This window comes from Bradyrhizobium sp. LM2.9 (genome assembly GCF_054056555.1).
In genome coordinates this window covers 4,078,619-4,102,028 of sequence record NZ_JBSRYJ010000002.1, presented here as the reverse complement: position 1 = coordinate 4,102,028, position 23,410 = coordinate 4,078,619, and the positions used below count along the sequence as shown (strand labels likewise).

Genomic DNA, 23,410 nt, shown 5'->3' with positions numbered 1-23,410 from the left:
TTAAGCGACCCCGTTCCGCTTCAGGATCATCTCCATCGCCTCCGCAAAACCGTCCTGCTCGTTGGTCGCGGTGACGTGGCTGGCATGGTCCTTGACGCTGTCGGTCGCGTTGCCCATGGCGATCGAGACGCCGCTGACGCGAAACATCGCGAGGTCGTTCTGCATGTCGCCGATGGTGGCGACGGCGTCCGTTGAAATGCCGAGGCGCTTGGCCATGGCTTGCACGAATGTACCTTTGTCGAAGCCGGGCGGAGTGATGTCGAGATAATATGTTTGCGAACGCACTGCGGTCGCCTCGCTGCCGAGCGCCTTCTGCATCGCCTTCTCGCAAGCTTCTAGGCCGGCTGCATCGGCGCTGGCTCCGACGATCTTGCAGGCGCTCGCAAGGTAGGGCGAGAAGTCCGTCACGATGGTCGGGTCAGAGCGGATGGTGTGCTGCTCATGCGCGACGTATTTACCGCTGGGGTTGTCGATCAGCCATTTGTCGGTGGTGAACAGCCAGATGTCGGCGCCGAAGTCGCGGAGGATTTTTAAGCTTCGCTCGGCCGCGCCGGCCGGGATGAGATGCTGCTCGACCGGGTTCATCTCGGGATCGACGATCGATGAGCCGTTGAACGGGCCGACCGGCAGCCAGAGCGCCAGCGGGTCGATCAGGAAGCGCATGCCGATCGCGGGGCGGCTCGACGTTATCGTGAAACCGATGCCGGCCTGGTGCAGCCGCTGCACCGCGGACCTCGCGCGCTCCGTCAGCGTCTTGTCCTTGGTCAGCAGCGTACCGTCGACGTCGGAGACCACGAGTGAGATTTTCGTCATGGCAGGACCTTGGGGGTTTTTGGCCTCAGCGCTTCGCGACGCCCAGTTTCAGCTGCCGTACAACCCCGTCCACGATCGCTTCGACGGATTCGTCGATCGAGACGGTGATGACGTGCTCGCCCGCCTCCGGCGGTTCCAGCGTGCTGAACTGGCTCGTCAGCAGCCCGGGCGGCATGAAGTGCCCCTTGCGTTGCGCGAGACGAGCGGCGATCAGCTCCTTCGTGCCCCTGAGGAAGACGAAGCGCACGTCGTCGCGTCCACGCAGGAGCACGTCACGATAGGTGTGCTTCAGCGCCGAGCAGGCGATGATGATTTGCTCGCCTTTGTCGCAGACCCGCGCAATCTCGTCGGCGATGGCGTTGAGCCAGGGCCAGCGGTCCTCGTCGGTGAGAGGATGGCCAGCACGCATCTTCTCGACATTGCTGGCGGGGTGAAAGCTGTCGCCGTCCTCGAAGCGCCAGCCGAGGCGCTCGCCGAGCGCTTTTGCAACCGTGCTCTTGCCCGAGCCCGACACGCCCATCACGATCAATGCACAAGGTGCTTCAACGCCCGCCACGAATTCCCTCCGGTAGCGCGGCCTGGTCGACCAGCCAGACGGTCTCACCATTCGAGCGCGCGCGTACAGCCGGCAGAGTCTCGCCATTGAGGAGGCGCGTCAAGATCGGCTGCTTGTCGTGCCCCGCAATCTCGAACAGCATTTCGCGGCAGGATGCCAGCGCGGGCAGGGTGAGGGATACCCGCGGCACGAAAGGCGCGACATTGGCCTTGGGGACCCCGACGACCCAGCGCATGGTCTCCTCGATCGCGGGGTAGCCCGGAAAGAGCGAAGCCGTATGGCCGTCCGGGCCCGCACCCATCAAAACCATGTCGAACAGCGGCCGTGCCGGATCGAGGCTTTCCGCGCCGTAGAAAGACTGCAGCTCGCGCGCATAAGCCGCGGCGCTCTGATCAGGGTTGTCAGCCGCCGTCGGGATCGGGTGAATATGGCCGGGGGGCGCATTCCGATCGAGAAAGGTCGCGCGCGCGATCGCCATGTTGTTGAGGGGATCGCTTTCGGGCACGAAGCGCTCGTCACCGATGAACCAGTGCACGCGCTCCCATGGGATCTTGCCGCGCCAGGCATCGCTGCCAAGCAGCTGATAGAGCTTCGTTGGGCTGGAGCCGCCGGTGAGGCAGATCGCGATCCGCCCGAGATTGGCCTCGATCCGCGCCATCACCCGCTCGGCGGCGGCCTGCGCCAGCGCCTCGGCGTCTGCCTCGACGATCAGCTTCGGCTGTCCGGCCGCTGCCATCACGAAAACTTCCGCCAGCTTCGGCCGTCGCGACGGAGCAACTCATCAGCGCAGGCGGGGCCGTCGCTGCCGGCTTGATAGGTCTCGATGCCGTTCGTGCCCGCGTTCTTCCAGGCGTCCAGGAACGGCTGCACCGCTTGCCACCCGGCCTCGATTCCGTCGGCGCGCTGGAACAGGATGTTGTCGCCGATCATGCAGTCGTAGATCAACGTCTCGTAGCCGGTACTGGGATCGGCCCGGAAATAGTCGCCATAGCGAAACTTCATCTCGACGCCGTCGATGGTGATGCTAGGGCCCGGGATCTTGGCGTTGAACTGGAGCTCGATGGTTTCGGTCGGCGCGATGCCGATGGTGAGGAAGTTTTGCGAGAGCCGGTCGACCGCCGTGCCTGAGAACATGGACAGCGGCGCCTGCTTGAACTTGATCGCGACCTCGGTGCGCTTGTGGCCCAGCGCCTTGCCGGTGCGCAAGTAGAACGGCACGCCGGCCCAGCGCCAATTGTCGATCATCAGCTTCAGCGCGACAAAAGTCTCGGTGGTGCTGCCGCGCTTGACGTCCTCGGTCTTGCGATAGTCCGGGATCTCATCGTCGCCGATGCGCCCCGAGAGATATTGCGCGCGCACCGAGCTCTTCAGCGCTTCCTCCTCGCTCGGCTGCTGGATCGAGGTCAAAACCTCGGCCTTTTCCGAGCGCACGGAATGCGCGTCGAAACGGGCCGGCGGCTCCATCGCCACCAGCGACATCAGCTGAAACAGGTGGTTCGGCACCATGTCGCGGAGCGCACCGGTGGCGTCATAGAAGCCGCCGCGATGGCCGACGCCGAGCTTCTCCTCCACCGTGATCTGGATGTGGTCGATATGGTTGCGATTCCAGATCGGCTCGAACATGCCGTTGGCAAAGCGCAGTACCAGGATGTTCTGCACCGTCTCCTTGCCGAGATAGTGATCGATCCGGTAGATCTGGTGCTCCTGCATGATCTTCAGCAGCTCGGCGTTCAGCGCGCGCGCGGAGGCGAGGTCGGTGCCGAACGGCTTTTCGATCACCAGTCGCCGCCAGGTGCCGTTCTCCTTCATCATGCCGGTGCGGCCGAGCTCGCGCGCGGTCGGCGCGAACGCGGCCGGCGGGGTCGCCAGGTAGAACAAGCGGTTGCCGCCGGTGTCTTGCGCGCATTCGAGCGCATCGAGATGTTCGCGCAAGCGATCGAAGGATGGCGGGTCTTTTGGATCCGCTTCGACGAAGCTGACGCGTTCCAGGAGTTTCTTGGCGACGACGTCGTCCACGGAGCGGGTCGCAAACTCACGCAGGCCTTTCATCAGGCTGTCGCGGAGCTCGTCGTCCGACATGGCGTTGCGGCCGACGCCGACGACGCAGAACTTCTCCGGCAACATGTGTTCGGCAGCAAGATTGTAAAGTGACGGCATCACGAGGCGGTGAGTGAGATCACCGGTGACACCAAAAATGACAAAGGCGCAATTTTCCGGCTTGCGCTTTGGCTGCTGGTCTTTTGTCACGAATTACTGGCCTTCGCTTTGTGGACTTCTTCTGACTCGGACTTCTTATTTGGACTTCGGCTCCTTGTGGCCGCCAAAGCCCGCGCGCATCGCGGAGAGAATCTTCTCGGCGAAAGTGTGTTGCTGCCGCGAACGGAAACGTGTGTAGAGCGCCGCCGTCAAAACTTCGGCCGGCACGGCCTCGTCGATCGCCGCGTTCACGGTCCAGCGTCCTTCGCCGGAATCCTCGACGAAGCCGGAATATTCCGTCAACGCCGGGCTGCCGGCGAGTGCCGTCGAGGTGAGGTCGAGCAGCCAGGACGGAATCACGGAGCCGCGTCGCCACACTTCGGCGATATCGGCGAGATCGAAATCGTAACGATGATCCGCCGGCAAGGCCTCGATGTTGGCGTTCTTGAGGATGTCAAAACCTTCGGCATAGGCCTGCATCAAGCCGTATTCGATGCCGTTGTGGATCATCTTGACGAAATGCCCGGCGCCGACAGGGCCAGCATGGATGTAGCCCTGCTCGATGCGGGAATCGCGCCCCTCGCGTCCCTCCGTGCGCGGAATGTCGCCGGCGCCGGGCGCGAGCGCGGCGAAGATCGGATCGAGCCGGTCGACCACCTGTTTCTCGCCGCCGATCATCATGCAATAGCCGCGGTCGAGGCCCCAGACGCCGCCGGAGGTGCCGACGTCGACATAGTGGATGCCGCGCGTCTTCAGCGCCTTGCCGCGGCGGACGTCGTCCTGCCAGAAGGTGTTGCCGCCGTCGATGATGACGTCGCCTTCCTGCATCACGCCCGCGATCGTGCCGATCGTGGTCTCGGTGATGTGGCCGGCCGGCAGCATCACCCAGGCCGTACGCGGCCGCTCGAGTTTCGAGATGAACTCCTCCAGCGTCGCGGAGCCAACCGCGCCGTCTGCGGCGAGGCCAGCGACGGCCTTGGCGTCCTTGTCGTAGACCACGGTCGAGTGGCCGTGGCGCATCAGCCGGCGAACGATGTTGCCGCCCATTCGGCCGAGACCGATCATGCCGAGTTGCATCTGAGAGATTCCCTTAATTCAGTGCGTCGCTAAGCGCCGCGTTGAGCGCAGCGAGACCTTTCTTGAGCCCGCCCTTTAGGTGGACCCGCAGCGCGCGCCGGCCGCGCTCGGTGAGCACGTCGAAGTCGCCGCGCGCCTGTGCTGCCTTGATGATTCCGAAGCTTGCCTTCTGGCCCGGCACGGGCAAGTCCTTGGCGTCGTCGGCAGTGATCTGGAGGAATACGCCGCTATCGGGCCCGCCCTTGTAGGCTTGCCCGGTCGAGTGCAGGAAGCGCGGTCCAAACTCGGCGCAGGTTGCGACGTGCCGCTTCTCGCGCACTTCGAGCCGCATGGCCTGGAGTGCGTCGATCGTCGCCTTGTCGCGCGCGATGTAGCCGAGCAGGGCGACATAATCGCCATGGTTGGAGCGCGACAGATGCGCCTTCAGCCATGAGGTCAGGTCGCCATTGGCGCCGGCAGCGCGCAACGCCGTGGCGTTGGTCTCGTCGGTGTAGAGATCGGCTTCATCCGTGCTGACCACCGGCTGCTCCGCCGGCAGCGCCCCGGTTTTCTCGAACGACGCGGTGAGCTCGCGGGTCTTGATCTTGGCCGCTTCCACGTCCGGCTGGTCGAACGGATTGATGCCGAGGATGCTACCCGCCACCGCCGTTGCCATCTCGAAGCGAAAGAACTCCTGGCCAAGATGGTCGATCGACTTCATTGTGATGCGCACCACGGGATGGCCGGCCGCTTCGACCGCGGCAAGCTTCGAGTCGTGGGCGGCGTCCGCCTCGCCCTCGATACGGATGTCGATGAAGAGCCGGTCATTGCCATAGACCGCGGGTTCGCCCAGCGGCTCGCCGTCGATCGGGATCAGGCCCTTGCCGTCCTTGCCCGTCGATTCCGCGATGAGCTGTTCGGCCCAGGCGCCAAAATCGGCGATCTTCTTCGACGACAGGATCGTCACCTTGTCGCGGCCTTCGAGCGCCGCGAGGCCCATGGCAAGGCCGAGCTGCACGCCCGGGTTTTCGCTTGGCGGCACGTCCGGTCCGCAGGAGCGGACCATCGCAAGCGCGTGCTTGACGAAGGTCTTGATATCGACGCCCGCGGTTGCCGCCGGCACCAGGCCGAACGGCGAGAGCACCGAATAACGTCCGCCGATGGAGGGCTCGCCGTGGAAGATGCGGGCATAGTTCAGCTTCTTCGCCGACTTCTCCAGCGACGAGCCGGGATCGGTCACCGCGATGAAGCGGAAGCCGGTCTTGGCCTTCGGGCCGAGGGCCTGCGCGACGCGCTCATGGAAATAATCCTTCATCGCGTTAGGCTCGGTGGTGCCGCCGGATTTGCTGGAGACGATGAACACGGTGTTGGCGATGTCGATCCTGGCCTCCATCGCCCGCACCTGCGCCGGATCGGTGGAATCCAGCACGTGCAGCTTCGGGAAGCCGGACTTCCGCGCGAACGTCTCGGCCAGCACCTCGGGGCCAAGGCTCGAACCGCCCATGCCGAGCACGACAGCGTCCGAGAACTTCTGGCCCTTCACGCGGTTTGCGTAGTCCTCATAATTGGCGACGTCGGCTTTGGCGGCGCTGTCGAGCCAGCCGAGCCACTTGTCCTCGTCGCTTCCGGTCCAGACCGATTTGTCGCGCTGCCACAGCCTGCGGATCTTGGCAGAGGCCCGCCATTCCTCGGTGCTCTTGGCCACGGCCTTGCCGAGACCGTCGCCGAGCGAGAGAAGCTGGCGGTCGATCGCGGGCCCGAGCACGGTGGCGCGCTTGTGGGCGACCGCGCCATAGAGCTTGTCGGCGGCATCGGCAAACTGCTTGACGCCGTCCTTGACGAGCTCTTCGGTGACGGCATCGAGCGAGACGCCGGAGCGCTCCAGCTCTTCCAGCACGCGGCGGGCGTCGTCGACATTCTCTTCAAGGCTGTCGCGCGGCGTGCCGTGGTCGCGGAACGCATCCAGCGTCGCCGGCGGCACGGTGTTGATGGTGTTGGGGCCGATCAGCTCCTCGACATAGAGGATATCGCTGTAGTCCTTGTTCTTGGTGCCGGTCGAGGCCCAGAGCATGCGCTGCGGCTTGGCGCCCTTGGCGGCGAGCTTGTCCCAACGGGGACCCGAGAACAGGCGCTTGTAATCCTGGTAGGCGACCTTGGCATTGGCGATCGCGACCTTGCCCTTCAGCGCGGCGAGCCGTTCTTTTTCGCTGGGGTCGTTGGCGCGGGCGATCTTTTCGTCGAGCTGCTTGTCGACCACCGAATCGATGCGGCTGACGAAGAAGCTCGCCACGCTCGCCACGTGCGAGGGGTCGCCGCCACCTGCGACGTATTTCTCCAGGCCGGCGAGATAGGCCTCGGCGACTTGCAGATAGACGTCCCTGGAGAACAGCAGCGTGATGTTGATGCTGATGCCGTCGCCGATGAGCGTTTCGATCGCGGGCAGGCCCTCCGGCGTCGCCGGCACCTTCACCATCAGGTTCTTGCGGTTGACGTCCTTCCAGAGCCGCCGCGCCTCGGCGACCGTGCCGGCGGTGTTCATCGCCAGATAGGGCGAGACCTCCAGGCTGACATAGCCGTCGCCGCCTTTCAGTCGGTCGTAGACTGGGCGCAGCACGTCGGCGGCGTTCTGGATGTCCTCGACCGCGACAGCCTCGAACAGGTCGGCGACCGATCGATCGCCGCGCTTCAACGCCTTGCCGATCTGCGCGTCGTACTCGTCCGAGCTGCCGATCGCCTTCTCGAAGATCGATGGATTGGAGGTGACGCCCTTGACGCCGTCGGTGTCGATCAGCCGCTTCAGGTCGCCCTTTGCGATGAAGCCACGGGCCAGGAAGTCCAGCCAGACGGCTTGTCCGTGCTTTTCCAGTTCTTTGACGGGATTCATGCTGCTTATTTATCTCCAAGCCTGCGGGCGAGGGGTTTCCGCGCCGGTTTCCTGACGCGCTATCCTCTAGCTTACATGCTTCCTTGAGGGAACCATTCAAGGGTATGGACGTCATACCCTCCAGTGTAACTCCGTCGCCATCATGGCGATCCTGGTGAAGGAGCCGAGTTACGTAAAAAGTCGTTGGCCGCGAGGAATCGGCCGGGGGCTGGTTGCGTAGCGTCAGCTGCCTAACCTCGTCGCCAGTGGCTGCGCGGAGTACGATCGGCGGATTCCGGTCCGCCTGATGCATTGTGGCTCGGTCGCGAATGGCCATGCTGGGGGAAAGCATGCACGCAGATCATGCAGATCATGATGGCCCGGCGCTCGCCGTCGCTGACAGCCTGCAATCGGTCACGCGGGCCGAATGCGTCGATGCCTCCAACGATCTCGAAATCAACCTATGCAAAACCCAACTGCGGCTGCTGGTCGCGGCGGGTTTCGCCGTGACGCTGCTCAGCGCAGGTCTGGCCCTCGCTTGGTGGGGCGGCATGAGCGACTACGATACCGCGATGGGCTATGCGGGCGTCGCGCTGTTCGGTCCGATCACCTGCTGGCTGATCTGGGTGCTCCCCGCCGAACGGGGGCCGGTGGTGATCGTCACCCCCTACGGCATCCGCGATCTCCGCATCGGCAATGAATTTCTGCTGTGGGACTCGATAGCGGAGATTTCGGCTGAAGAACGCCGCGGGCGCAAGATGATCGTGCTGACGCCGACGCCGGCCTTGCAGCGGCAGCTCTGCACCATCCGCGGCTTGGCCCGTTGTGCTCAGAACGGTCGGATTGTCATCCGGTTGGAGGGTTTGGCGACCGATTTTGATACACTGCTGCGCGCTTGCCGCGACTGTCACGCCGCCAGCAGTCCGGCCACTGCATTGCAGCAGGAAGATGAACGCGGCACCCAAAGCTTCGCCGTACAAGCGTCATAAGATCGCCGCTCGCGGATCGCTATGGTGCCGGGCAGGATAGGCTCATCCCCGGTAACGCCCGGATGTTGCGACCGAGTGACATTTTCTGGAAATAGGCCAATATAGATAGAGATTCGCACAAATTACGGGCAGGTGCCTGTTCGTAACCCAACGAGTGCCTACGTTGTGCGTTGCGTCGAGTCGACACCAGGGTGTCCAATGATCGTCATGTGCTCACGCTGATTCGATCCGGCCTGAGGAACGGTCCGGTAACTGCTTTCGTTTCAGCTTGTAGCGGAACTCACGCGGAGAGGGATCATGTACAACGATTCTCTATTCAACGCTTTCGCTAAGTCGTTCGAGGCGAGAAGCCAGCACGACATGTCGATGGCGGAATATCTGGAATCGTGTCGAAGCGATCCCATGAAATACGCGAACGCGGCCGAACGATTACTCGCGGCGATCGGCGAGCCCCAGACGATTGACACGGCCAAGGACCCACGCCTTGGCCGTATTTTTTTGAACCGCACGATCCGCACCTATCCGGCCTTCGCCGGTTTTTATGGCATGGAAGAAACCATCGAGCGCATCGTCGGTTTCTTCCGTCACGCAGCGCAGGGCCTCGAAGAGCGCAAGCAGATCCTCTATCTGCTCGGTCCGGTCGGCGGCGGCAAATCCTCGCTTGCCGAGCGGCTGAAGTCGCTAATGGAAGTGCATCCGATCTACGTGCTCAAGGCCGGCGACGAGTTGAGCCCGGTGTTCGAAAGCCCGCTCAGCCTGTTCGATCCGGATCAGCTCGGCCCAATGCTGGAAGAGAAATACGGCATTCCGCGCCGCCGTCTCACCGGCCTGATGAGCCCGTGGTGCTACAAGCGGCTCGAAGCCTTCGGCGGTGACATTTCCCAGTTTCGGGTCGCCAAGATCCAGCCGTCGCGGCTGCGCCAGATCGCGGTCGCCAAGACCGAGCCCGGTGACGAGAACAACCAGGACATCTCCTCGCTGGTCGGCAAGGTCGATATCCGCAAGCTCGAGACTTACGCGCAGAACGATCCCGATGCCTACAGCTATTCGGGCGGCCTCAACCGCGCCAACCAGGGCATCCTCGAATTCGTCGAAATGTTCAAGGCGCCGATCAAGATGCTGCACCCGCTGCTGACGGCAACGCAGGAAGGCAACTATATCGGCACGGAGAATATCGGCGCGATTCCGTTCACCGGCGTCATCCTCGCCCACTCCAACGAAGCCGAGTGGTCGAGCTTCAAGGCCAACAAGAACAACGAGGCCTTCATCGACCGCATCTGCGTGATCAAGGTGCCTTATTGCCTGCGGATCACCGAAGAGCAGAAGATCTACGAGAAGCTGATCCAGGGCTCCGAGCTCGCGGCCGCGCCGTGCGCTCCTTCGACGCTGGAGACGATGGCCCGGTTCTCGGTGATGTCGCGTCTGCGCAAGCACGAAAATTCCACGGTGTTCGCCAAGATGCGGGTTTACGACGGCGAGAGCCTGAAGGAATCCGATCCGAAGGCGCGCAGCGTCCAGGAATATCGCGATGCCGCCGGCGTCGACGAGGGCATGGACGGTGTCTCCACGCGCTTCGCTTTCAAGATCCTGGCTGCCACCTTCAACCATGATCCGCAGGAAGTCGCCGCCGACGCCGTGCATCTGATGTACGCGCTGGAGCAGTCGATCAAGCGCGAGCAGCTGCCCGAGGAAGTCGAGAAGCGCTATCTCGAATTCATCAAGGCGGATTTGGCGCCGCGCTATGCCGAGTTCATCGGCAACGAGATCCAGAAGGCCTATCTCGAATCCTACTCGGACTATGGCCAGAACCTGTTCGACCGTTACGTCGACTACGCCGATGCCTGGATCGAGGACCAGGATTTCAAGGATGCCGACACCGGCCAGCTGCTTGATCGCGAACTGTTGAACCAGGAATTGACCAAAATCGAGAAGCCGGCGGGCATCGCCAATCCGAAGGATTTCCGCAACGAGGTGGTCAAATTCTCGTTACGGTCGCGCGCCCAGAACGGTGGCAAGAATCCGACCTGGATCTCCTATGAGAAGATTCGCGATGTGATCGAAAAGCGGATATTCTCTCAGGTCGAGGACCTGCTTCCGGTCATCTCTTTCGGATCGAAGAAGGACGGCGAGACGGAAAAGAAGCACGGCGAGTTCGTCGCACGCATGGTGGAGCGCGGCTACACCGAGCGTCAGGTTCGCCGGCTCGTCGAATGGTACATGCGCGTGAAGCAGGCCGGTTGAGGCGGATGGAAAAGTGCCCATTCACATTATTGACAGGCGCCTGAATCCAGGCGGCAAGAGTCTTGAGAACCGGCAGCGGTTCTTGCGTCGGGCCAAATCCCTGGTGCAGGGCGCCGTCAAGAAGACCTCGCAGGAACGCGACATCAAGGATGTCCTGGAGGGTGGTGAGGTCACGATACCGCTCGACGGCATGCACGAGCCGCGCTTCCGCCGCGAAGGCGGAATACGCGACATGGTGCTGCCCGGGAACAAGAAGTTCATCGAGGGTGACTATCTCCAGCGGTCCGGCCAAGGCAGCGCCAAGGATTCCGGTCCCGGCGAGGGCGACGGCGAAGACGCCTTCCGCTTCGTCCTGAGCCGCGACGAGTTCGTCGATCTCTTCCTCGACGACCTCGAACTGCCGGATCTCGCCAAGCGCAAGGTCGCGCAGACCGAGAGCGAGGGCATCCAGCGCGCCGGCTACACCACGTCGGGCTCGCCCGCCAACATCTCGGTGAGCCGGACTGTGCGGCGCGCACTGGCGCGCCGTATCGCGCTCAAGCGTCCCCGCAAGGAGGAGATCGAAGAGCTGGAAGCCGCGATCGCGGCATGCACCGACGACGATGAGCGTTTGGTGTTGCTCGCCCAGCTCGAAAAGCTGAAGGCGAAAACGAAGCGCATTCCCTTCATCGATCCGCTCGACATCCGTTATCGCCGCTTCGAGACGGTGCCCAAGCCGGTGGCGCAAGCCGTGATGTTCTGCCTGATGGACGTCTCGGGCTCGATGTCCGAGCACATGAAGGATCTCGCCAAGCGGTTCTACATGCTGCTCTACGTGTTCCTGAAGCGCCGCTACAAGCATGTCGAGATCGTCTTCATTCGCCACACCGACCGCGCCGAGGAAGTGGACGAGCAGACCTTCTTCTACGGTCCGGCCTCCGGCGGCACGCTGGTTTCCAGCGCGCTCCAGGCGATGCACGAGATCGTGCGCGAGCGCTTCAATCCGTCGGACTGGAATATCTACGCCGCACAAGCCTCCGACGGCGACAATTCCTATTCCGACGGTGAGCTCACGGGCATGCTGTTGACCGACAAGATCCTGCCGATCTGCCAGTTCTTCGCCTATCTCGAGGTCGGGGAATCAGGCGGCAGCGCCTTCGATCTCTCCGACTCCTCGCTCTGGACCCTCTACGAGCGCCTGCGCAACAGCGGCGAACCGCTCTCGATGCGCAAGGTCAGCGAGCGCAGCGAGATTTTTCCGGTGTTCCACGATTTGTTCCAGCGCCGCGAAACTGCCCAGGAGAAGACCGCTCCATGACGGAACGCTTGTTCGAAGGCGCCGATTGGGATTTTCACATCTTGCAGCGCATCACCGATGCCTGCGAAGAGGTGGCGACCAAGGATCTCGGGCTCGACGTCTATCCGAACCAGATCGAGGTGATCACCGCCGAGCAGATGCTGGATGCCTACTCGTCGGTCGGCATGCCCCTGTTCTACAAGCATTGGTCGTTCGGCAAGCAGTTCGCGTATCACGAGGCGTCTTATCGCAAGGGACTGATGGGGCTCGCCTATGAAATCGTGATCAACTCCTCGCCCTGCATCTCCTATCTGATGGAGGAGAACACGGCGACGATGCAGACGCTGGTGATTGCCCACGCCGCCTTCGGCCACAACCACTTCTTCAAGAACAATTATCTGTTCAAGCAGTGGACCGACGCCGACGGTATTCTGGACTACCTCGACTTCGCCAAGAAGTATGTGATGAGCTGCGAGGAGCGCTACGGTCGCGTCGAGGTCGAGCGCACTTTGGATGCCGCGCATGCGCTGATGTCGCACGGCATCGACCGCTATCCCGGCAAGAAGAAGCTGGATTTGCGCGAGGAAGAGAAGCGTGCCGGCCGTCGCCGCCAGCACGAAGAGGAGGTCTTCAACGATCTCTGGCGCACGGTGCCCAAGGGGGCGTCGAAGACCCGGTCAGCCATCTCCCTCGAACGGCGCCGCAAGCTGCTCGGCCTGCCGCAGGAAAACCTGCTGTATTTCCTGGAGAAAAGCGCGCCGCGCCTGGCGCCATGGCAGCGCGAGCTGTTGCGCATCGTCCGCCACATCGCGCAATATTTCTATCCGCAGAGCCAGACCAAGGTGATGAACGAGGGGACGGCGACCTACGTCCACTATCGCATCATGACCAAGCTGCATCAGCAGGGCCGCATCAGCGACGGCAATTTCCTCGAATTCCTGCAGTCACACACCAACGTCGTGTTCCAGCCTGAATTCGACGACCAGCGCTTCTCCGGCTTTAACCCCTACGCGCTCGGCTTCGCAATGATGCAGGACATCGAGCGCATCGTCACAAATCCCGCGGACGAGGATCGTGAGTGGTTCCCCGACATCGCCGGCAAGAACGACGTGATGGGCGTGCTGCGCGACGTCTGGGCGAACTACCGCGATGAAAGCTTCATCGCCCAATTCCTGAGCCCGAAGCTGATGCGGCACCTCCGCATGTTCCATCTGCACGATGACCCCGAGGAGCGAGCGGGCATCCGGGTCGATGCCATTCACGACGATCGCGGCTTCCGCCGCGTGCGGCGCGAATTGGCGCGGCAGCATGATGTCGGCTACATCGACGCCAATATCGAAGTGGTCGACGTCGATCTCTCCGGCGATCGCCGGCTGATCCTGCATCACCACGTCATCAAGGGCTCGCAGCTCAACGAGACCGATGCCAAGCGGGTGCTCCAGCACCTCGCCGATCTCTGGACCTACGACGTCGCGCTGATCGAGGTCGACGGCAACGACAAGGTCATGCGCGAATATGTCGTGAGCCCGCGCCCGATTCCGGTGGCGGCCTGACGCCGCCGTCTACGGAGAACGCTTCTTGGCCGGCTTCTTCTTGGCCTTGCTCGTGTTCAGGGCCGCCGCCGCGCGGATCAGCGCCTTCAACGCCTTCTCGTTGATTTTCGCGCCTTCGTGGAAATCGATCGCGCGCCGCACATTGCCCTCGAGGCTGGAATTGAACAGCCCGGCCGGGTCGTCCAACGCAGCGCCCTTGGCAAACGTCATCTTCACGACGGCCTTGTAGGTCTCCCCCGTGCAGATGATGCCGTCGTGCTCCCACACGGGCACGCCACGCCATTTCCACTCCTCGACGATGTCAGGATCGGCCTCCTTGATCAGGCCGCGGATTCGCTTGAACATCTCGCCGCGCCAGTCGCCGAGCTCCTTGATCCTGCCGTCGATCAGCTTGGAAGGCGAAGGCCCATTTGCTTCCTTCGCGCTGCCTGTCGCCGCGGTCACGGCCTTTTTCATGATCGCGCCTCCCGTCGGGCGTCATCGCGCTTGCCGAGATAGGGCAGCGCGAACTAGGTAGAGTCCGGTGATAAGCATCGGAATCAGCGGGACGAGCGCCAGGAAGCCGATCCAGGCGGCCTCGACCTGCTGGATCATGGCGACGATGTTCGCGATGACGGCGAGCGTGAAAGCGATCGACAGCCAGCGATGGATTTGCCGAATCCACATGTTCGAGCTCATTGGGATCTCCTTTGGAAATGATCTGAAGAGACGCCGGCGGGGCTAGTCAGCCCGCGCCAGCACCTCGTCCAGCTTGGCGAAAAACTGCTTCCAGCCGGCATGCGCGCCGCCAAAAGCCTGCTTCTGCGTCGGGCTGAAGCCGGCTTGCTCGACCCGCAGTTGCGTGCCGGCGCCCGCCGGTGTCAGCGTGAAGGTCACGACGCTCTTGAGATCGAACGCCGCGTCGTCATGCGTGAAATTCCAGGTGTAGGCGAGCGTGCGCTGTGGCTCGATGGTGAGAACCTCGCAGTCGAGCACGCCACCCCACTCGCCGCGAAGATTGAAGCGATGGCCCACGGTCGGCTTGAAGTCGTTCTTCATCAGCCATTCCTCGATCAGGTGCGGCTGCGTCAGCGCGCGCCAGATCCGCTCCGCCGGAAAGGCAAACTCGCGCTCAATGACGACAGAACGCATCTCGGTAGCGGCTTCGGTCATTGGTCCATCCTCTTCAGGAGATCGTCGAGCGCGTCGAGCCGGTTTTGCCAGAACCCGGCCATCTGGCCGGTCCAGTCGATCAGCGGATTGAGCGCGGCAGGTTGCGCGCTGTAATGCGTTTGCCGTCCTTGATGCCGGTCGCGCACCAGCCCGGCCTGCTTCAGCGCGCCGAGATGTTTTGAGACCGCCGGCTGGGAAACGCCTGATACCGCCGTCAGTGCCCCGACTGTCTGTTCCCCTTCGCGGCACAGCCGCTCGAAGATCGCCCGCCGGGTCGGATCGGCAAGCGTCCTGAACAGAAGGTCGTGAGCGACGGACATGAGATTCATAACCTGTAAGTTATGGATTAATTCATAACCATGGGGTTATGATATGTCAAGCGCGATGAGGGGGCGGTCGGATTTCAGTACTTGCCGCGGGCACCGGTGCACCTCCCCCGCTTGCGCCCGCTTGCGGGAGAGGTCGGCGCGTAGCGCCGGGTGAGGGTTTTCTCCTCTTGGGGATTCTCCGATTGTGGAGACACCCTTACCCCGACTCGCAAGCAGGGGAGGGAGCTCACCTTTTTCGCGGTAACCTGCTTACGGCCGCAGATAGAGATAACCCTGCGACTGAAGCTCGGCCAGGCGGACCACGCCGCCTTTTTCCGCGCTGACGAAGCCCGGCAAGAGATCCGTAAGCGTGACGTTCTGCGCCTTCATCGTGTTGCCGCACGCGGCGAGCTCGACGCCGTCCTTGGAGAAATCGCTGACGCGCTTGCTGATGTCAGGGTTGGCCTGTGCCCCGTGAAACGCCTTCAGCGCCGGTCCATGGATCACCAGCGCGATCGTGACCTGATCAGGACCGCCGACGCCGTCGATGTGGTTCTGGATGTTGCCGAGCACGAAATTGACCTTCTCCGCGTCGCTGAGGTGATAGACCACCTTCAGCTTGCTGCCCGTGCTCGCTTCGGTGGCGGCTTGTGCACGCGAGGCGCCGAGCGCCGCGCCCACGGCCGAGACGGCGCTCCACAGGATGTTCCGGCGGTTCATGACGATCTCCCTCGATTGCGCCTGAGATATATCATTTGTGGCGGAGCGCGGCGACTTCCTTGCGATCGGTCACGAGCGAGGCGCACTCTCTGGCGTCAGTGCGGTCGAGGCGGAAGATCCCGTCGTCGGCGCCGGCGACCAGCGATTGCTCGGCGTCGTCATCCGGCTTGTTGTTCTGCCAGACCCTGACCCGCACCAGCCGCACGACGGTCGATTTATCGTCCTTCGACAGCGCAACCCCGATGCTGCCGCCCTCGCAGTCGACGCCGCAGCCGAGGCGGACATCGTTCCCGTCCTTCACAAACACAACATGGCTACAGGAGCCGCCGGAATTGAAATCGCCGCTACGATGGCGATATTTGAAGCCGAGCCGGAAGGAATTGTGCAGCTGCTTGTCCTCGCTGTCGAATTCCGCGGAGACCAGCAGCTTCATCAAGGCGACTTTCTGCTTGGGATGCCGCGCCAGGTGTTCGGCATCGTAGCGGCGGACGAAGCAGGCATAAGCCTTGTTGCCGGGCGTGCCTGCGTACATCCGCGCGTTGAAGGTCTCGGCCTCGGTCTTGCCCGCCTCGCGGATGTCTTCGGCCTCCTCGGCCCGGGCGGCGCCGATGAACGTGGCAAAAATGACGGCAGCAAAAAGGGAAAACTTCATGATGGCCTCGAACGCCGCAGCTGAGCTGTAAGCTGTAGACGCGGCCCGGGTGCGACGCGTTCAACGTCGCGTGTCCCTGACATGATCATCGCTGGGGCGGAGCGAGCTGATAGTTCCATGCAGGGCGTTAGTCGTCGCGGGGATCGTGAAGGTTCAATCGAGGTGACGCTGTCGCCTTTCGGAACTCGATGCCTGCGATTCCTTCGACGTTGCCCCGCTTCATCGATGTGATAGCCTTCACAGACAGACGCGTTTGGAAGTCGTAAGCTGGGACTGCCTTTGTAGTTGGTGGAGTCCCCCCGCGATGGGCGAAATTCGCAACTTCAGATCCGGGAATGACGAGCCGCCTTCACACGGCCCCATGCCTCGTCGTCTCGCCGCGATCATCGTCGGTGATATCGCTTCCTACAGTCGCCTGATGCAGGCCGACGAGGAAGGCACGCACGTCCGCGTCAAACGGATCGAACGGGATCTCATCCAGCCCAGCATCGTCGAGCACCACGGATCACTGGTGAAGACGACGGGCGACGGCTTCATCGCGATTTTCGACAGTCCCGTCGAGGCTGTCCGATGCAGCATCGTCATTCAGCAGAACCTCATCGGCCGCAACGCATCGCTCGCGAAAGATACCCGGATCGAATACCGGATTGGCGTCAATCTGGGTGATGTCATTGTGGAGCCGGACGATGTCTACGGCGATGGCGTCAACATCGCGACACGCATCGAAGGCATTGCGGAGCCTGGTCAGGTCTACATCTCGGGCGCGATCTACGAGCAGATCAAGCACAAGGTGGTGTGCGGCTATGAGTCGCTCGGAGACCGCAAGGTCAAGAACATCACGGATCCCGTGCGCATCTATCGCGTGCTGCCGGACGCAAATGCGGTCGGCACGACGCGAGGCCGGCGCGAGAATACCCTCATCTTTCTCTTGAGCATCACGCTGCTGGTCATTGCCGCCGGCGTGCTCTGGTACCTGCTGACGCAACCGACCAGGACGAACGAGCAGGCGGCTACGCCGGCCGTCTCTCCCAGCGTGTCCCCGATCCCGCAGCCTCCGCCGCGCGAAGCGGCGAGCCCGACACCGCAACCGTCGCCCTCGTTGGCGTCATCACCTTCGCCGTCCGCCCCGGCGCCCGATCAATCGGCAACGCCGGTGCGAGAACCCGAATTGATCGCCATTCGCGGCGGCAGCTTCGCGATGGGAAGCAATGATGATCCGACCGAACGACCTGTCCATCAGGTCACGATCAAACCCTTCTCGATCGGAAAATATCCGGTGACCGTGCAGGAATGGAACGAATGCGCGGCCACGAAGGCATGCGGCTTCACCGCCATCGGCAAGGATGATGCGCCGGTCACCAATGTGAGCTGGTCAGACGCACAACAATATGCGGCCTATCTCGTGCGGTCGACGAAGAAGCCCTATCGGCTTCCGACCGAAGCCGAATGGGAATATGCCGCGCGCGGCGGAACGCAGACAAAATATTGGTGGGGCGACAAGCTTCAGCAAGGCATGGCCGGTTGCAAGGATTGTGGTGACCTCGCGGCCGAGCAGCCCGCGAAGGTCGGTAGCTTCAAGCCGAATCCGTTCGGACTGCACGACATGGGCGGCGGCGTCGATCAATGGGTCGAGGACTGCTGGCACAAAACCTATCAGGGGGCACCCGGTGACGGCTCGGCATGGAGCAGCGGGGACTGCAGCGCTCATGTCCTGCGCTCTGGCTCCTGGAAGAACGATTCGAGATATGTGCGGCCGTCCAACCGCGATGGCTACGACACCAATGTCCGTTATCCGACGCACGGATTCCGCGTCGCGCTCAGTCCTTAAGTGCTGGAGTAGGTTTGATGCAAATCCTTCGCTGCGTCGCGCTCTCGGCGGCGCTTGCATTGCTTCCGGGTGTCGCTTGTCCGCAAGGCAAGACCGCCCCCAAGGACGCAAAACTCTATTTCATCACCCCGCATGAGGGACAGAAGGTGCGCGGCGGATTTCTGGTTCGGTTCGGCTTGCGGAACATGGGCGTGACGCATGCCGGCGACGACTACCAGAACGCCGGCCATCATCATTTGCTGATAGACGTCAACGACCCCGTCGATCCCAAGGAGCCGATCTTGCAGGACAAGTCGCATCTGCATTTCGGGGCAGGGCAGACCGAAACTCTTCTCGACCTCCCGCCCGGAACGCACACGCTTCAACTCGTGCTCGGCGATGCCAAGCACTATCCGTTCGAGCCGCCCGTCGTGTCGGACAAGATCACGGTGCGCGTCAGGCCGTTGCCTCAGCGCGGCAAATGATCACCGCAGGCTGGCGTTGAACTTGTCCAGCATCGCCGAGCCCGGGCACAGCGTGTCCGCTTCCAGCGTGTTGAGCGGCGTCTCCACCGTGTTGAGATGCTCGTGCAGATCTTCCGCGTCGGGATCGACGTAGAGCAGGCCGGTGACGATCTGGCCCTTGGCGGCGTGCTTCTGGAGGAAGGTCTGGGCACCGAGCCGGTCATGCGGATCGTAGTCGGCGTCGATCTTGCGCAATGCGATCTTGCTGCCATCATGCTGTTCGACCATTTGCACCGTGCCTGGTGCGTAATCCACCGCGATGGGGTCGCGGCCGACCAGCACATCGAGCCGGTTCACCGCGTCATTGTGCTCGCGGACATAGTCGAAGCTCTTGGTCGAGCCGGCGTGGTTGTTGAAGGCGATGCAGGGGCTGATGACGTCGATGAACGACGCGCCCTTGTGGCCGATCGCCGCCGCGATCAGCGGCACGAGCTGGGACTTGTCGCCGGAGAACGAGCGCGCGACGAAGGTCGCGCCCAGTTGTAGCGCGATCGCGACGAGGTCGATGGCGTTGTCGGTGTTGGTGGCGCCCTTCTTGGATTTCGAGCCGCGGTCGGCGGTCGCGGAGAATTGGCCCTTGGTCAGGCCATAGACGCCGTTGTTCTCGACGATATAGGTCATGTTGACGCCACGCCGGATCGAATGCGCGAACTGGCCGAAGCCGATCGACGCAGAGTCGCCGTCGCCGGAGACGCCGAGATAGATCAAATCGCGGTTGGCGAGGTTGGCGCCGGTCAAGACCGACGGCATGCGGCCATGCACGGTGTTGAAGCCGTGTGAATTGCCGAGGAAGTAGTCCGGCGTCTTCGAGGAGCAGCCGATACCCGAGATTTTTGCCACCCGGTGCGGCTCGATCGAAAGCTCGTAGCAGGCCTCGATGATCGACGCCGTGATCGAGTCATGGCCGCAGCCGGCGCACAGGGTCGAGATCTTGCCTTCGTAGTCGCGATGGGTGTAGCCGAGCTCGTTCTTCTTGAGGCCCGGATGATGGAATTTCGGCTTTGCAATGTAGGTCATGACACGGCCTTGCGGAGCGGGGTCACCTTGAGGTGATCCTGGTGGTCGCCAATGGCTTTTGCGATGAAGCGGGCGGTGATCGGCGAACCGTCGTAATGCACGATCGGCACGAGCCGCACCGGGTCGATGCCGTTCTCGTTGACGATGAGCTGGCGCAGCTGGCTGTCGCGGTTCTGCTCGACCACGTAGACGAAATCGTGTTCGGCGAGGAAGCTCGCCACGCTCGAGTGGAACGGGAAGGCGCGGATGCGCAGGCGGTCGAGCTGATGCCCGCGCGTTTCCAGCAATCCGATCGCCTCGTCCATCGCCGGCGTGGTCGAGCCGAAATATGATCACGCCGTATTTAGTCGGCCGTTCCGCATTGGCCTGAAGCGGCCGCGGCACCAGATCCTGCGCGGTCTCGAACTTGCGCATGAGACGCTGCATGTTGTCGGCGTAGACCGAGCCTTCCTCGGAGTACCGCGCATAGCGATCACGCGAAGTGCCGCGGGTAAAATAGGAGCCCTTGGTCGGATGCGTGCCGGGATAGGTGCGGTAGGGGATGCCGTCGCCGTCGACGTCGAGATAGCGGCCGAAGTCACGGCCTTCGTCCAGCATCTCCGCGGTCATGACCTTGCCGCGGTCATATTGCTTGGCGTCGTCCCACTTCAGGGGACGGCAGAGCCGGTGGTTCATGCCGATATCGAGGTCGAGCATCAGGAAGATGGTGGTCTGGAGCCGCTCGGCGAGATCGAAAGCGGCGGCTGCAAATTCGAACGCTTCAGCCGGATCTTCCGGGAACAGCAGCACATGCTTGGTGTCGCCATGCGAAGCATAGGCGCAGGCGATGATGTCGCATTGCTGGGTGCGGGTCGGCATGCCGGTCGAGGGACCGGCGCGCTGGATGTTCATGATCACAGCCGGGATTTCGGCGAAGTATGAAAGGCCGATGAACTCCGTCATCAGCGAGATGCCGGGGCCGGAGGTCGCGGTGAATGCGCGCGCGCCGTTCCAGGAGGCGCCGATCACGATACCGATCGAAGCCAGCTCGTCCTCGCCCTGCACGATCGCGTATTTCGCCTTGCCCGTATCAGGATCGTGCCGGTACTTCTTGCAGTGAGCGGTAAAAGCCTCCGCCACGGACGAGGACGGCGTGATCGGATACCAGGCGCACACGGTGGCGCCGCCATAGACGGCGCCGAGCGCGGCGGCGCTGTTGCCCTCGATGAAGATGCGGTCGCCGACCTTATCGGACTTCTTCACCCGCAGCCCGGTCGGGCATTTGAGGTTCTGCAGCGCCCAGTCGCGGCCGAGATGCAGCGCGTGGACGTTGGAGGAGAGCAGCTTCTCCTTGCCCTTGTACTGCTCGCCGATTAGCTGCTCGATCAGTTTCGGATCCATGTCGAGCAGCGCCGAGAGCGCGCCGAGATAGATGATGTTCTTGAACAGCTGGCGTTGGCGTGGATCGGTGTAAGTCGAATTGGTGATTGCGGTCAGCGGGACGCCGATCACGGTGACGTCGTCGCGGAATTTGGTCGACGGCATCGGCTTGGTGGAATCGTAGAACAGATAGCCTCCGGGCTCGATGCCCGCGACGTCCTTGTCCCAGGTCTGCGGGTTCATCGCGACCATCATGTCGACGCCGCCGCGGGCGCCGAGATGGCCGTGTTCGGTCACCCGCACCTCGTACCAGGTCGGCAGGCCCTGGATGTTGGAGGGAAAGATGTTGCGGGGGCTCACCGGGACGCCGTGACGCAGGATCGCGCGCGCGAACATCTCGTTCGCGCTGGCCGAGCCCGATCCATTGACGTTGGCGAAGCGGACGACGAAGTCGTTTACGCTGCTGATCGGCTTTTTGTCGGACATGCTGAACCTGCGTAAGTCATCTCGATGAAATATTTTTGCATGTCCCAGGCGCCGGTGGGACAACGCTCGGCGCACAGCCCGCAATGCAGGCAGACATCCTCGTCCTTGACCATCACGCGCCCGGTCTTCAGGTCGCTGGAGACGTAGAGGTCCTGGTCCGGACGGGGCGAGGGCGCTTTCAGGCGCTGGCGCAGATCGGCCTCTTCGCCATTCTCTGTGAAGGTGATGCAATCCATCGGGCAGATATCGACGCAGGCGTCGCATTCGATGCAGAGCGAGGTCGAGAACACCGTCTCCACGTCGCAGTTCAGGCAGCGCTCGGCTTCGCCAAGCGCCAGCTTGACATCGTAGCCGAGCTCGACCTCGGTGCGAATGTCCTTCAGCGCGATCACCTTGTCGCGATGCGGCACCTTGAAACGCTTGTCGTTGGAAATGTCGTTGTCATAGCTCCATTCGTGGATGCCCATCTTTTGCGATGAGACATGCACCTCCGGCAATGGCCGTTCGGTGATGTCCTCGCCCGAGAGCATCCTGTGGATCGACAGCGCGGCATCATGGCCCTGCGCCACGGCCCAGATGATGTTCTTCGGTCCGAACGAGGCGTCGCCGCCGAAGAACACTTTTGGATTGGTCGATACGAACGTCTTCGGATCGACCTTGGGCATGTGCCATTTATCGAACTCGATGCCGCAATCCTGCTCGATCCAGGGGAAGGCATTCTCCTGACCGACCGCGACCAGCACGTCGTCGCATTCGATGGTCTGGTCCGGCTCGCCGGAGGGCACGAGGTTACGGCGGCCCTTGGCGTCGTATTCGGCCTTCACTTTCTGGAAGGTGATGCCGGTGAGCTTGCCGTCGTCGTGGACGAAGGCGACGGGGACGAGGAAGTTGAGGATCGGGATGTCCTCGTGGAGCGCGTCTTCCTTCTCCCAGGGCGAGGCCTTCATCTCCTCGAAGCCGGAGCGCACGACGACCTTCACCTCTTCGCCGCCGAGGCGGCGCGCGGTCCGGCAGCAATCCATCGCGGTGTTGCCGCCGCCGAGCACGATGACGCGCTTGCCGATCTTGTCGGTGTGGCCGAACGAGACCGAGGACAGCCAGTCGATGCCGATATGGACGTTGGCGGCTGCTTCCTTGCGTCCGGGGATGTCGAGCTCGCGTCCGCGCGGTGCGCCGGAGCCGACGAAGATCGCGTCATATTTCTCCGCGAGCAGCGACTTCATGCTCTCGATGCGATGGCCGCCTTTGAAGTCGACGCCGAGATTGAGGATGTAGCCGGTCTCCTCGTCGATCACCGAATTGGGCAGGCGGAATTTCGGGATCTGCGAGCGCATCATCCCGCCGGCTTGGGGATCACCGTCGAACACTGTGCAGTGATAGCCGAGCGGCGCGAGATCGCGCGCGACGGTCAGCGAGGCGGGGCCACCGCCGACGAATGCAACACGCTTGCCGTTTTTCGCCGAAGGCCGCGGCAGGCGCTGCGTGATATCGTCCTTGAAGTCGGCGGCGACGCGCTTGAGGCGGCAGATCGCGACCGGCGTCTCCTCGACGCGTCCGCGCCGGCACGCCGGCTCGCACGGACGGTCGCAGGTGCGTCCCAGAATTCCGGGAAACACGTTCGATTTCCAATTGATCATGTAGGCGTCGCTGTAGCGGCCTTGGGCGATCAGTCGGATGTATTCGGGGACGGGGGTGTGTGCAGGACAGGCCCATTGGCAATCGACGACTTTGTGAAAGTAGTCGGGGGCCGCGATATCGGTCGGTTTCATTCCTACCCTGTCCGCGCAGGCTCAAAGACCCCCGCGGCCTTTTCTTGAGCTTGGCGAACGCTAACGCGCGTCG

At 62.7% G+C, this 23,410-nt stretch carries 19 protein-coding genes and 2 pseudogenes; 6 read left to right on the top strand and 15 right to left on the bottom strand.

Going from position 1 to position 23,410, the window contains the following annotated elements:
• Genes ACVWW3_RS21475 through ACVWW3_RS21450 form a run of 6 tightly spaced genes read right to left on the bottom strand, consistent with a single transcriptional unit; the run spans nt 1 to nt 7,505 of the window.
• The gene (locus ACVWW3_RS21475; RefSeq protein ID WP_456648735.1) at nt 1-813 is read right to left on the bottom strand and encodes an HAD family hydrolase; all 813 of its coding nucleotides are present in this window, start codon (nt 811-813) and stop codon (nt 1-3) included.
• A 25-nt stretch (nt 814-838) separates the two neighbouring features.
• Nucleotides 839-1,369: a gluconokinase gene (locus ACVWW3_RS21470; RefSeq protein ID WP_247350861.1), complete on the bottom strand. Its 531-nt coding sequence runs from the start codon at nt 1,367-1,369 to the stop codon at nt 839-841.
• Nucleotides 1,356-2,105: a 6-phosphogluconolactonase gene (gene pgl / locus ACVWW3_RS21465; protein ID WP_456649777.1), complete on the bottom strand. Its 750-nt coding sequence runs from the start codon at nt 2,103-2,105 to the stop codon at nt 1,356-1,358. The genes ACVWW3_RS21470 and pgl overlap by 14 nt, the downstream gene beginning before the upstream one ends.
• Entirely contained in the window at nt 2,105-3,616 is a 1,512-nt protein-coding gene (gene zwf / locus ACVWW3_RS21460; protein ID WP_354105773.1) for a glucose-6-phosphate dehydrogenase, read from the bottom strand. Before zwf ends, pgl begins: the two co-directional genes overlap by 1 nt.
• A 45-nt stretch (nt 3,617-3,661) precedes the next feature.
• A complete protein-coding gene (gene gnd, locus ACVWW3_RS21455) occupies nt 3,662-4,642 on the bottom strand; it encodes a phosphogluconate dehydrogenase (NAD(+)-dependent, decarboxylating) (RefSeq protein WP_354105774.1) in 981 nt (326 codons plus the stop codon).
• A gap of 13 nt (nt 4,643-4,655) precedes the next feature.
• Nucleotides 4,656-7,505: a bifunctional transaldolase/phosoglucose isomerase gene (locus ACVWW3_RS21450; RefSeq protein ID WP_456648736.1), complete on the bottom strand. Its 2,850-nt coding sequence runs from the start codon at nt 7,503-7,505 to the stop codon at nt 4,656-4,658.
• 308 nt (nt 7,506-7,813) lie between these two features.
• On the opposite strand from ACVWW3_RS21450, the gene ACVWW3_RS21445 reads away from it, so the two are divergent.
• From ACVWW3_RS21445 to ACVWW3_RS21430, 4 genes are all read left to right on the top strand, one after another.
• A complete protein-coding gene (locus ACVWW3_RS21445; RefSeq protein ID WP_456648737.1) occupies nt 7,814-8,473 on the top strand; it encodes an STM3941 family protein in 660 nt (219 codons plus the stop codon).
• 297 nt (nt 8,474-8,770) lie between these two features.
• Nucleotides 8,771-10,714 carry a PrkA family serine protein kinase gene (locus tag ACVWW3_RS21440; protein WP_247350872.1) on the top strand — a complete coding sequence of 648 codons (1,944 nt, stop codon included), beginning with the start codon at nt 8,771-8,773 and terminating at the stop codon, nt 10,712-10,714.
• Nucleotides 10,715-10,733: 19 nt separating this feature from the next.
• Nucleotides 10,734-12,011: a YeaH/YhbH family protein gene (locus ACVWW3_RS21435; protein WP_456649778.1), complete on the top strand. Its 1,278-nt coding sequence runs from the start codon at nt 10,734-10,736 to the stop codon at nt 12,009-12,011.
• A complete protein-coding gene (locus ACVWW3_RS21430; RefSeq protein ID WP_456648738.1) occupies nt 12,008-13,543 on the top strand; it encodes a SpoVR family protein in 1,536 nt (511 codons plus the stop codon). Before ACVWW3_RS21435 ends, ACVWW3_RS21430 begins: the two co-directional genes overlap by 4 nt.
• Nucleotides 13,544-13,552: 9 nt before the next feature.
• Here ACVWW3_RS21430 and ACVWW3_RS21425 read toward each other — a convergent pair whose 3' ends face one another.
• The 6 genes and pseudogenes from ACVWW3_RS21425 to ACVWW3_RS21400 all read right to left on the bottom strand — a co-directional run bounded on the left by ACVWW3_RS21425 (nt 13,553) and on the right by ACVWW3_RS21400 (nt 16,375).
• Nucleotides 13,553-13,999, bottom strand: a complete 447-nt coding sequence (locus tag ACVWW3_RS21425; RefSeq protein ID WP_456648739.1) for a DUF1801 domain-containing protein — start codon at nt 13,997-13,999, stop codon at nt 13,553-13,555.
• Nucleotides 13,996-14,221 (bottom strand): annotated as a pseudogene (locus ACVWW3_RS21420) (hypothetical protein). Before ACVWW3_RS21420 ends, ACVWW3_RS21425 begins: the two are co-directional and overlap by 4 nt.
• 42 nt (nt 14,222-14,263) lie before the next feature.
• The gene (locus ACVWW3_RS21415; protein ID WP_456648740.1) at nt 14,264-14,695 is read right to left on the bottom strand and encodes an SRPBCC family protein; all 432 of its coding nucleotides are present in this window, start codon (nt 14,693-14,695) and stop codon (nt 14,264-14,266) included.
• On the bottom strand, nt 14,692-15,015 hold the full coding sequence (locus ACVWW3_RS21410; protein ID WP_456648741.1) for an ArsR/SmtB family transcription factor: 324 nt from the start codon (nt 15,013-15,015) through the stop codon (nt 14,692-14,694). The genes ACVWW3_RS21415 and ACVWW3_RS21410 overlap by 4 nt, the downstream gene beginning before the upstream one ends.
• A gap of 258 nt (nt 15,016-15,273) precedes the next feature.
• The gene (locus ACVWW3_RS21405) at nt 15,274-15,723 is read right to left on the bottom strand and encodes a DsrE family protein (protein ID WP_247339280.1); all 450 of its coding nucleotides are present in this window, start codon (nt 15,721-15,723) and stop codon (nt 15,274-15,276) included.
• Nucleotides 15,724-15,754: 31 nt separating this feature from the next.
• Nucleotides 15,755-16,375 carry a hypothetical protein gene (locus ACVWW3_RS21400; RefSeq protein ID WP_354051973.1) on the bottom strand — a complete coding sequence of 207 codons (621 nt, stop codon included), beginning with the start codon at nt 16,373-16,375 and terminating at the stop codon, nt 15,755-15,757.
• A 304-nt stretch (nt 16,376-16,679) separates the two neighbouring features.
• Between ACVWW3_RS21400 and ACVWW3_RS21395 the strand changes: the two genes are divergently transcribed.
• Nucleotides 16,680-18,203, top strand: a complete 1,524-nt coding sequence (locus ACVWW3_RS21395) for an SUMF1/EgtB/PvdO family nonheme iron enzyme (RefSeq protein WP_456648742.1) — start codon at nt 16,680-16,682, stop codon at nt 18,201-18,203.
• A gap of 17 nt (nt 18,204-18,220) precedes the next feature.
• Nucleotides 18,221-18,667: a DUF4399 domain-containing protein gene (locus ACVWW3_RS21390; protein WP_456648743.1), complete on the top strand. Its 447-nt coding sequence runs from the start codon at nt 18,221-18,223 to the stop codon at nt 18,665-18,667.
• Here ACVWW3_RS21390 and ACVWW3_RS21385 read toward each other — a convergent pair whose 3' ends face one another.
• The 3 genes and pseudogenes from ACVWW3_RS21385 to ACVWW3_RS21375 all read right to left on the bottom strand — a co-directional run bounded on the left by ACVWW3_RS21385 (nt 18,668) and on the right by ACVWW3_RS21375 (nt 23,337).
• Entirely contained in the window at nt 18,668-19,723 is a 1,056-nt protein-coding gene (locus ACVWW3_RS21385) for a 2-oxoacid:ferredoxin oxidoreductase subunit beta (RefSeq protein WP_247339269.1), read from the bottom strand.
• Nucleotides 19,720-21,568, bottom strand: a pseudogene (locus ACVWW3_RS21380) (2-oxoacid:acceptor oxidoreductase subunit alpha). The gene ACVWW3_RS21385 and the pseudogene ACVWW3_RS21380 overlap by 4 nt, the downstream one beginning before the upstream one ends.
• Nucleotides 21,538-23,337 (bottom strand): FAD-dependent oxidoreductase, encoded by a 1,800-nt coding sequence (locus ACVWW3_RS21375; protein WP_456648745.1) that lies wholly within the window; start codon nt 23,335-23,337, stop codon nt 21,538-21,540. Before ACVWW3_RS21375 ends, ACVWW3_RS21380 begins: the two are co-directional and overlap by 31 nt.
• Between the last annotated feature and the right edge of the window lie 73 nt (nt 23,338-23,410).

Bases quoted from the DNA above. Each gene is read 5' to 3' on its own strand.
- ACVWW3_RS21475 (WP_456648735.1), bottom strand. From the start codon at position 813: ATGACGAAAATCTCACTCGTGGTCTCCGACGTCGACGGTACGCTGCTG.
- ACVWW3_RS21405 (WP_247339280.1), bottom strand. From the start codon at position 15,723: ATGAACCGCCGGAACATCCTGTGGAGCGCCGTCTCGGCCGTGGGCGCG.
- ACVWW3_RS21400 (WP_354051973.1), bottom strand. From the start codon at position 16,375: ATGAAGTTTTCCCTTTTTGCTGCCGTCATTTTTGCCACGTTCATCGGC.
- ACVWW3_RS21395 (WP_456648742.1), top strand. From the start codon at position 16,680: ATGGGCGAAATTCGCAACTTCAGATCCGGGAATGACGAGCCGCCTTCA.
- ACVWW3_RS21445 (WP_456648737.1), top strand. From the start codon at position 7,814: ATGGCCATGCTGGGGGAAAGCATGCACGCAGATCATGCAGATCATGAT.
- ACVWW3_RS21415 (WP_456648740.1), bottom strand. From the start codon at position 14,695: ATGACCGAAGCCGCTACCGAGATGCGTTCTGTCGTCATTGAGCGCGAG.
- ACVWW3_RS21390 (WP_456648743.1), top strand. From the start codon at position 18,221: ATGCAAATCCTTCGCTGCGTCGCGCTCTCGGCGGCGCTTGCATTGCTT.
- ACVWW3_RS21425 (WP_456648739.1), bottom strand. From the start codon at position 13,999: ATGAAAAAGGCCGTGACCGCGGCGACAGGCAGCGCGAAGGAAGCAAAT.
- ACVWW3_RS21385 (WP_247339269.1), bottom strand. From the start codon at position 19,723: ATGACCTACATTGCAAAGCCGAAATTCCATCATCCGGGCCTCAAGAAG.
- ACVWW3_RS21440 (WP_247350872.1), top strand. From the start codon at position 8,771: ATGTACAACGATTCTCTATTCAACGCTTTCGCTAAGTCGTTCGAGGCG.
- gnd (WP_354105774.1), bottom strand. From the start codon at position 4,642: ATGCAACTCGGCATGATCGGTCTCGGCCGAATGGGCGGCAACATCGTT.
- ACVWW3_RS21375 (WP_456648745.1), bottom strand. From the start codon at position 23,337: ATGAAACCGACCGATATCGCGGCCCCCGACTACTTTCACAAAGTCGTC.
- ACVWW3_RS21450 (WP_456648736.1), bottom strand. From the start codon at position 7,505: ATGAATCCCGTCAAAGAACTGGAAAAGCACGGACAAGCCGTCTGGCTG.
- pgl (WP_456649777.1), bottom strand. From the start codon at position 2,105: ATGGCAGCGGCCGGACAGCCGAAGCTGATCGTCGAGGCAGACGCCGAG.
- ACVWW3_RS21430 (WP_456648738.1), top strand. From the start codon at position 12,008: ATGACGGAACGCTTGTTCGAAGGCGCCGATTGGGATTTTCACATCTTG.
- ACVWW3_RS21410 (WP_456648741.1), bottom strand. From the start codon at position 15,015: ATGTCCGTCGCTCACGACCTTCTGTTCAGGACGCTTGCCGATCCGACC.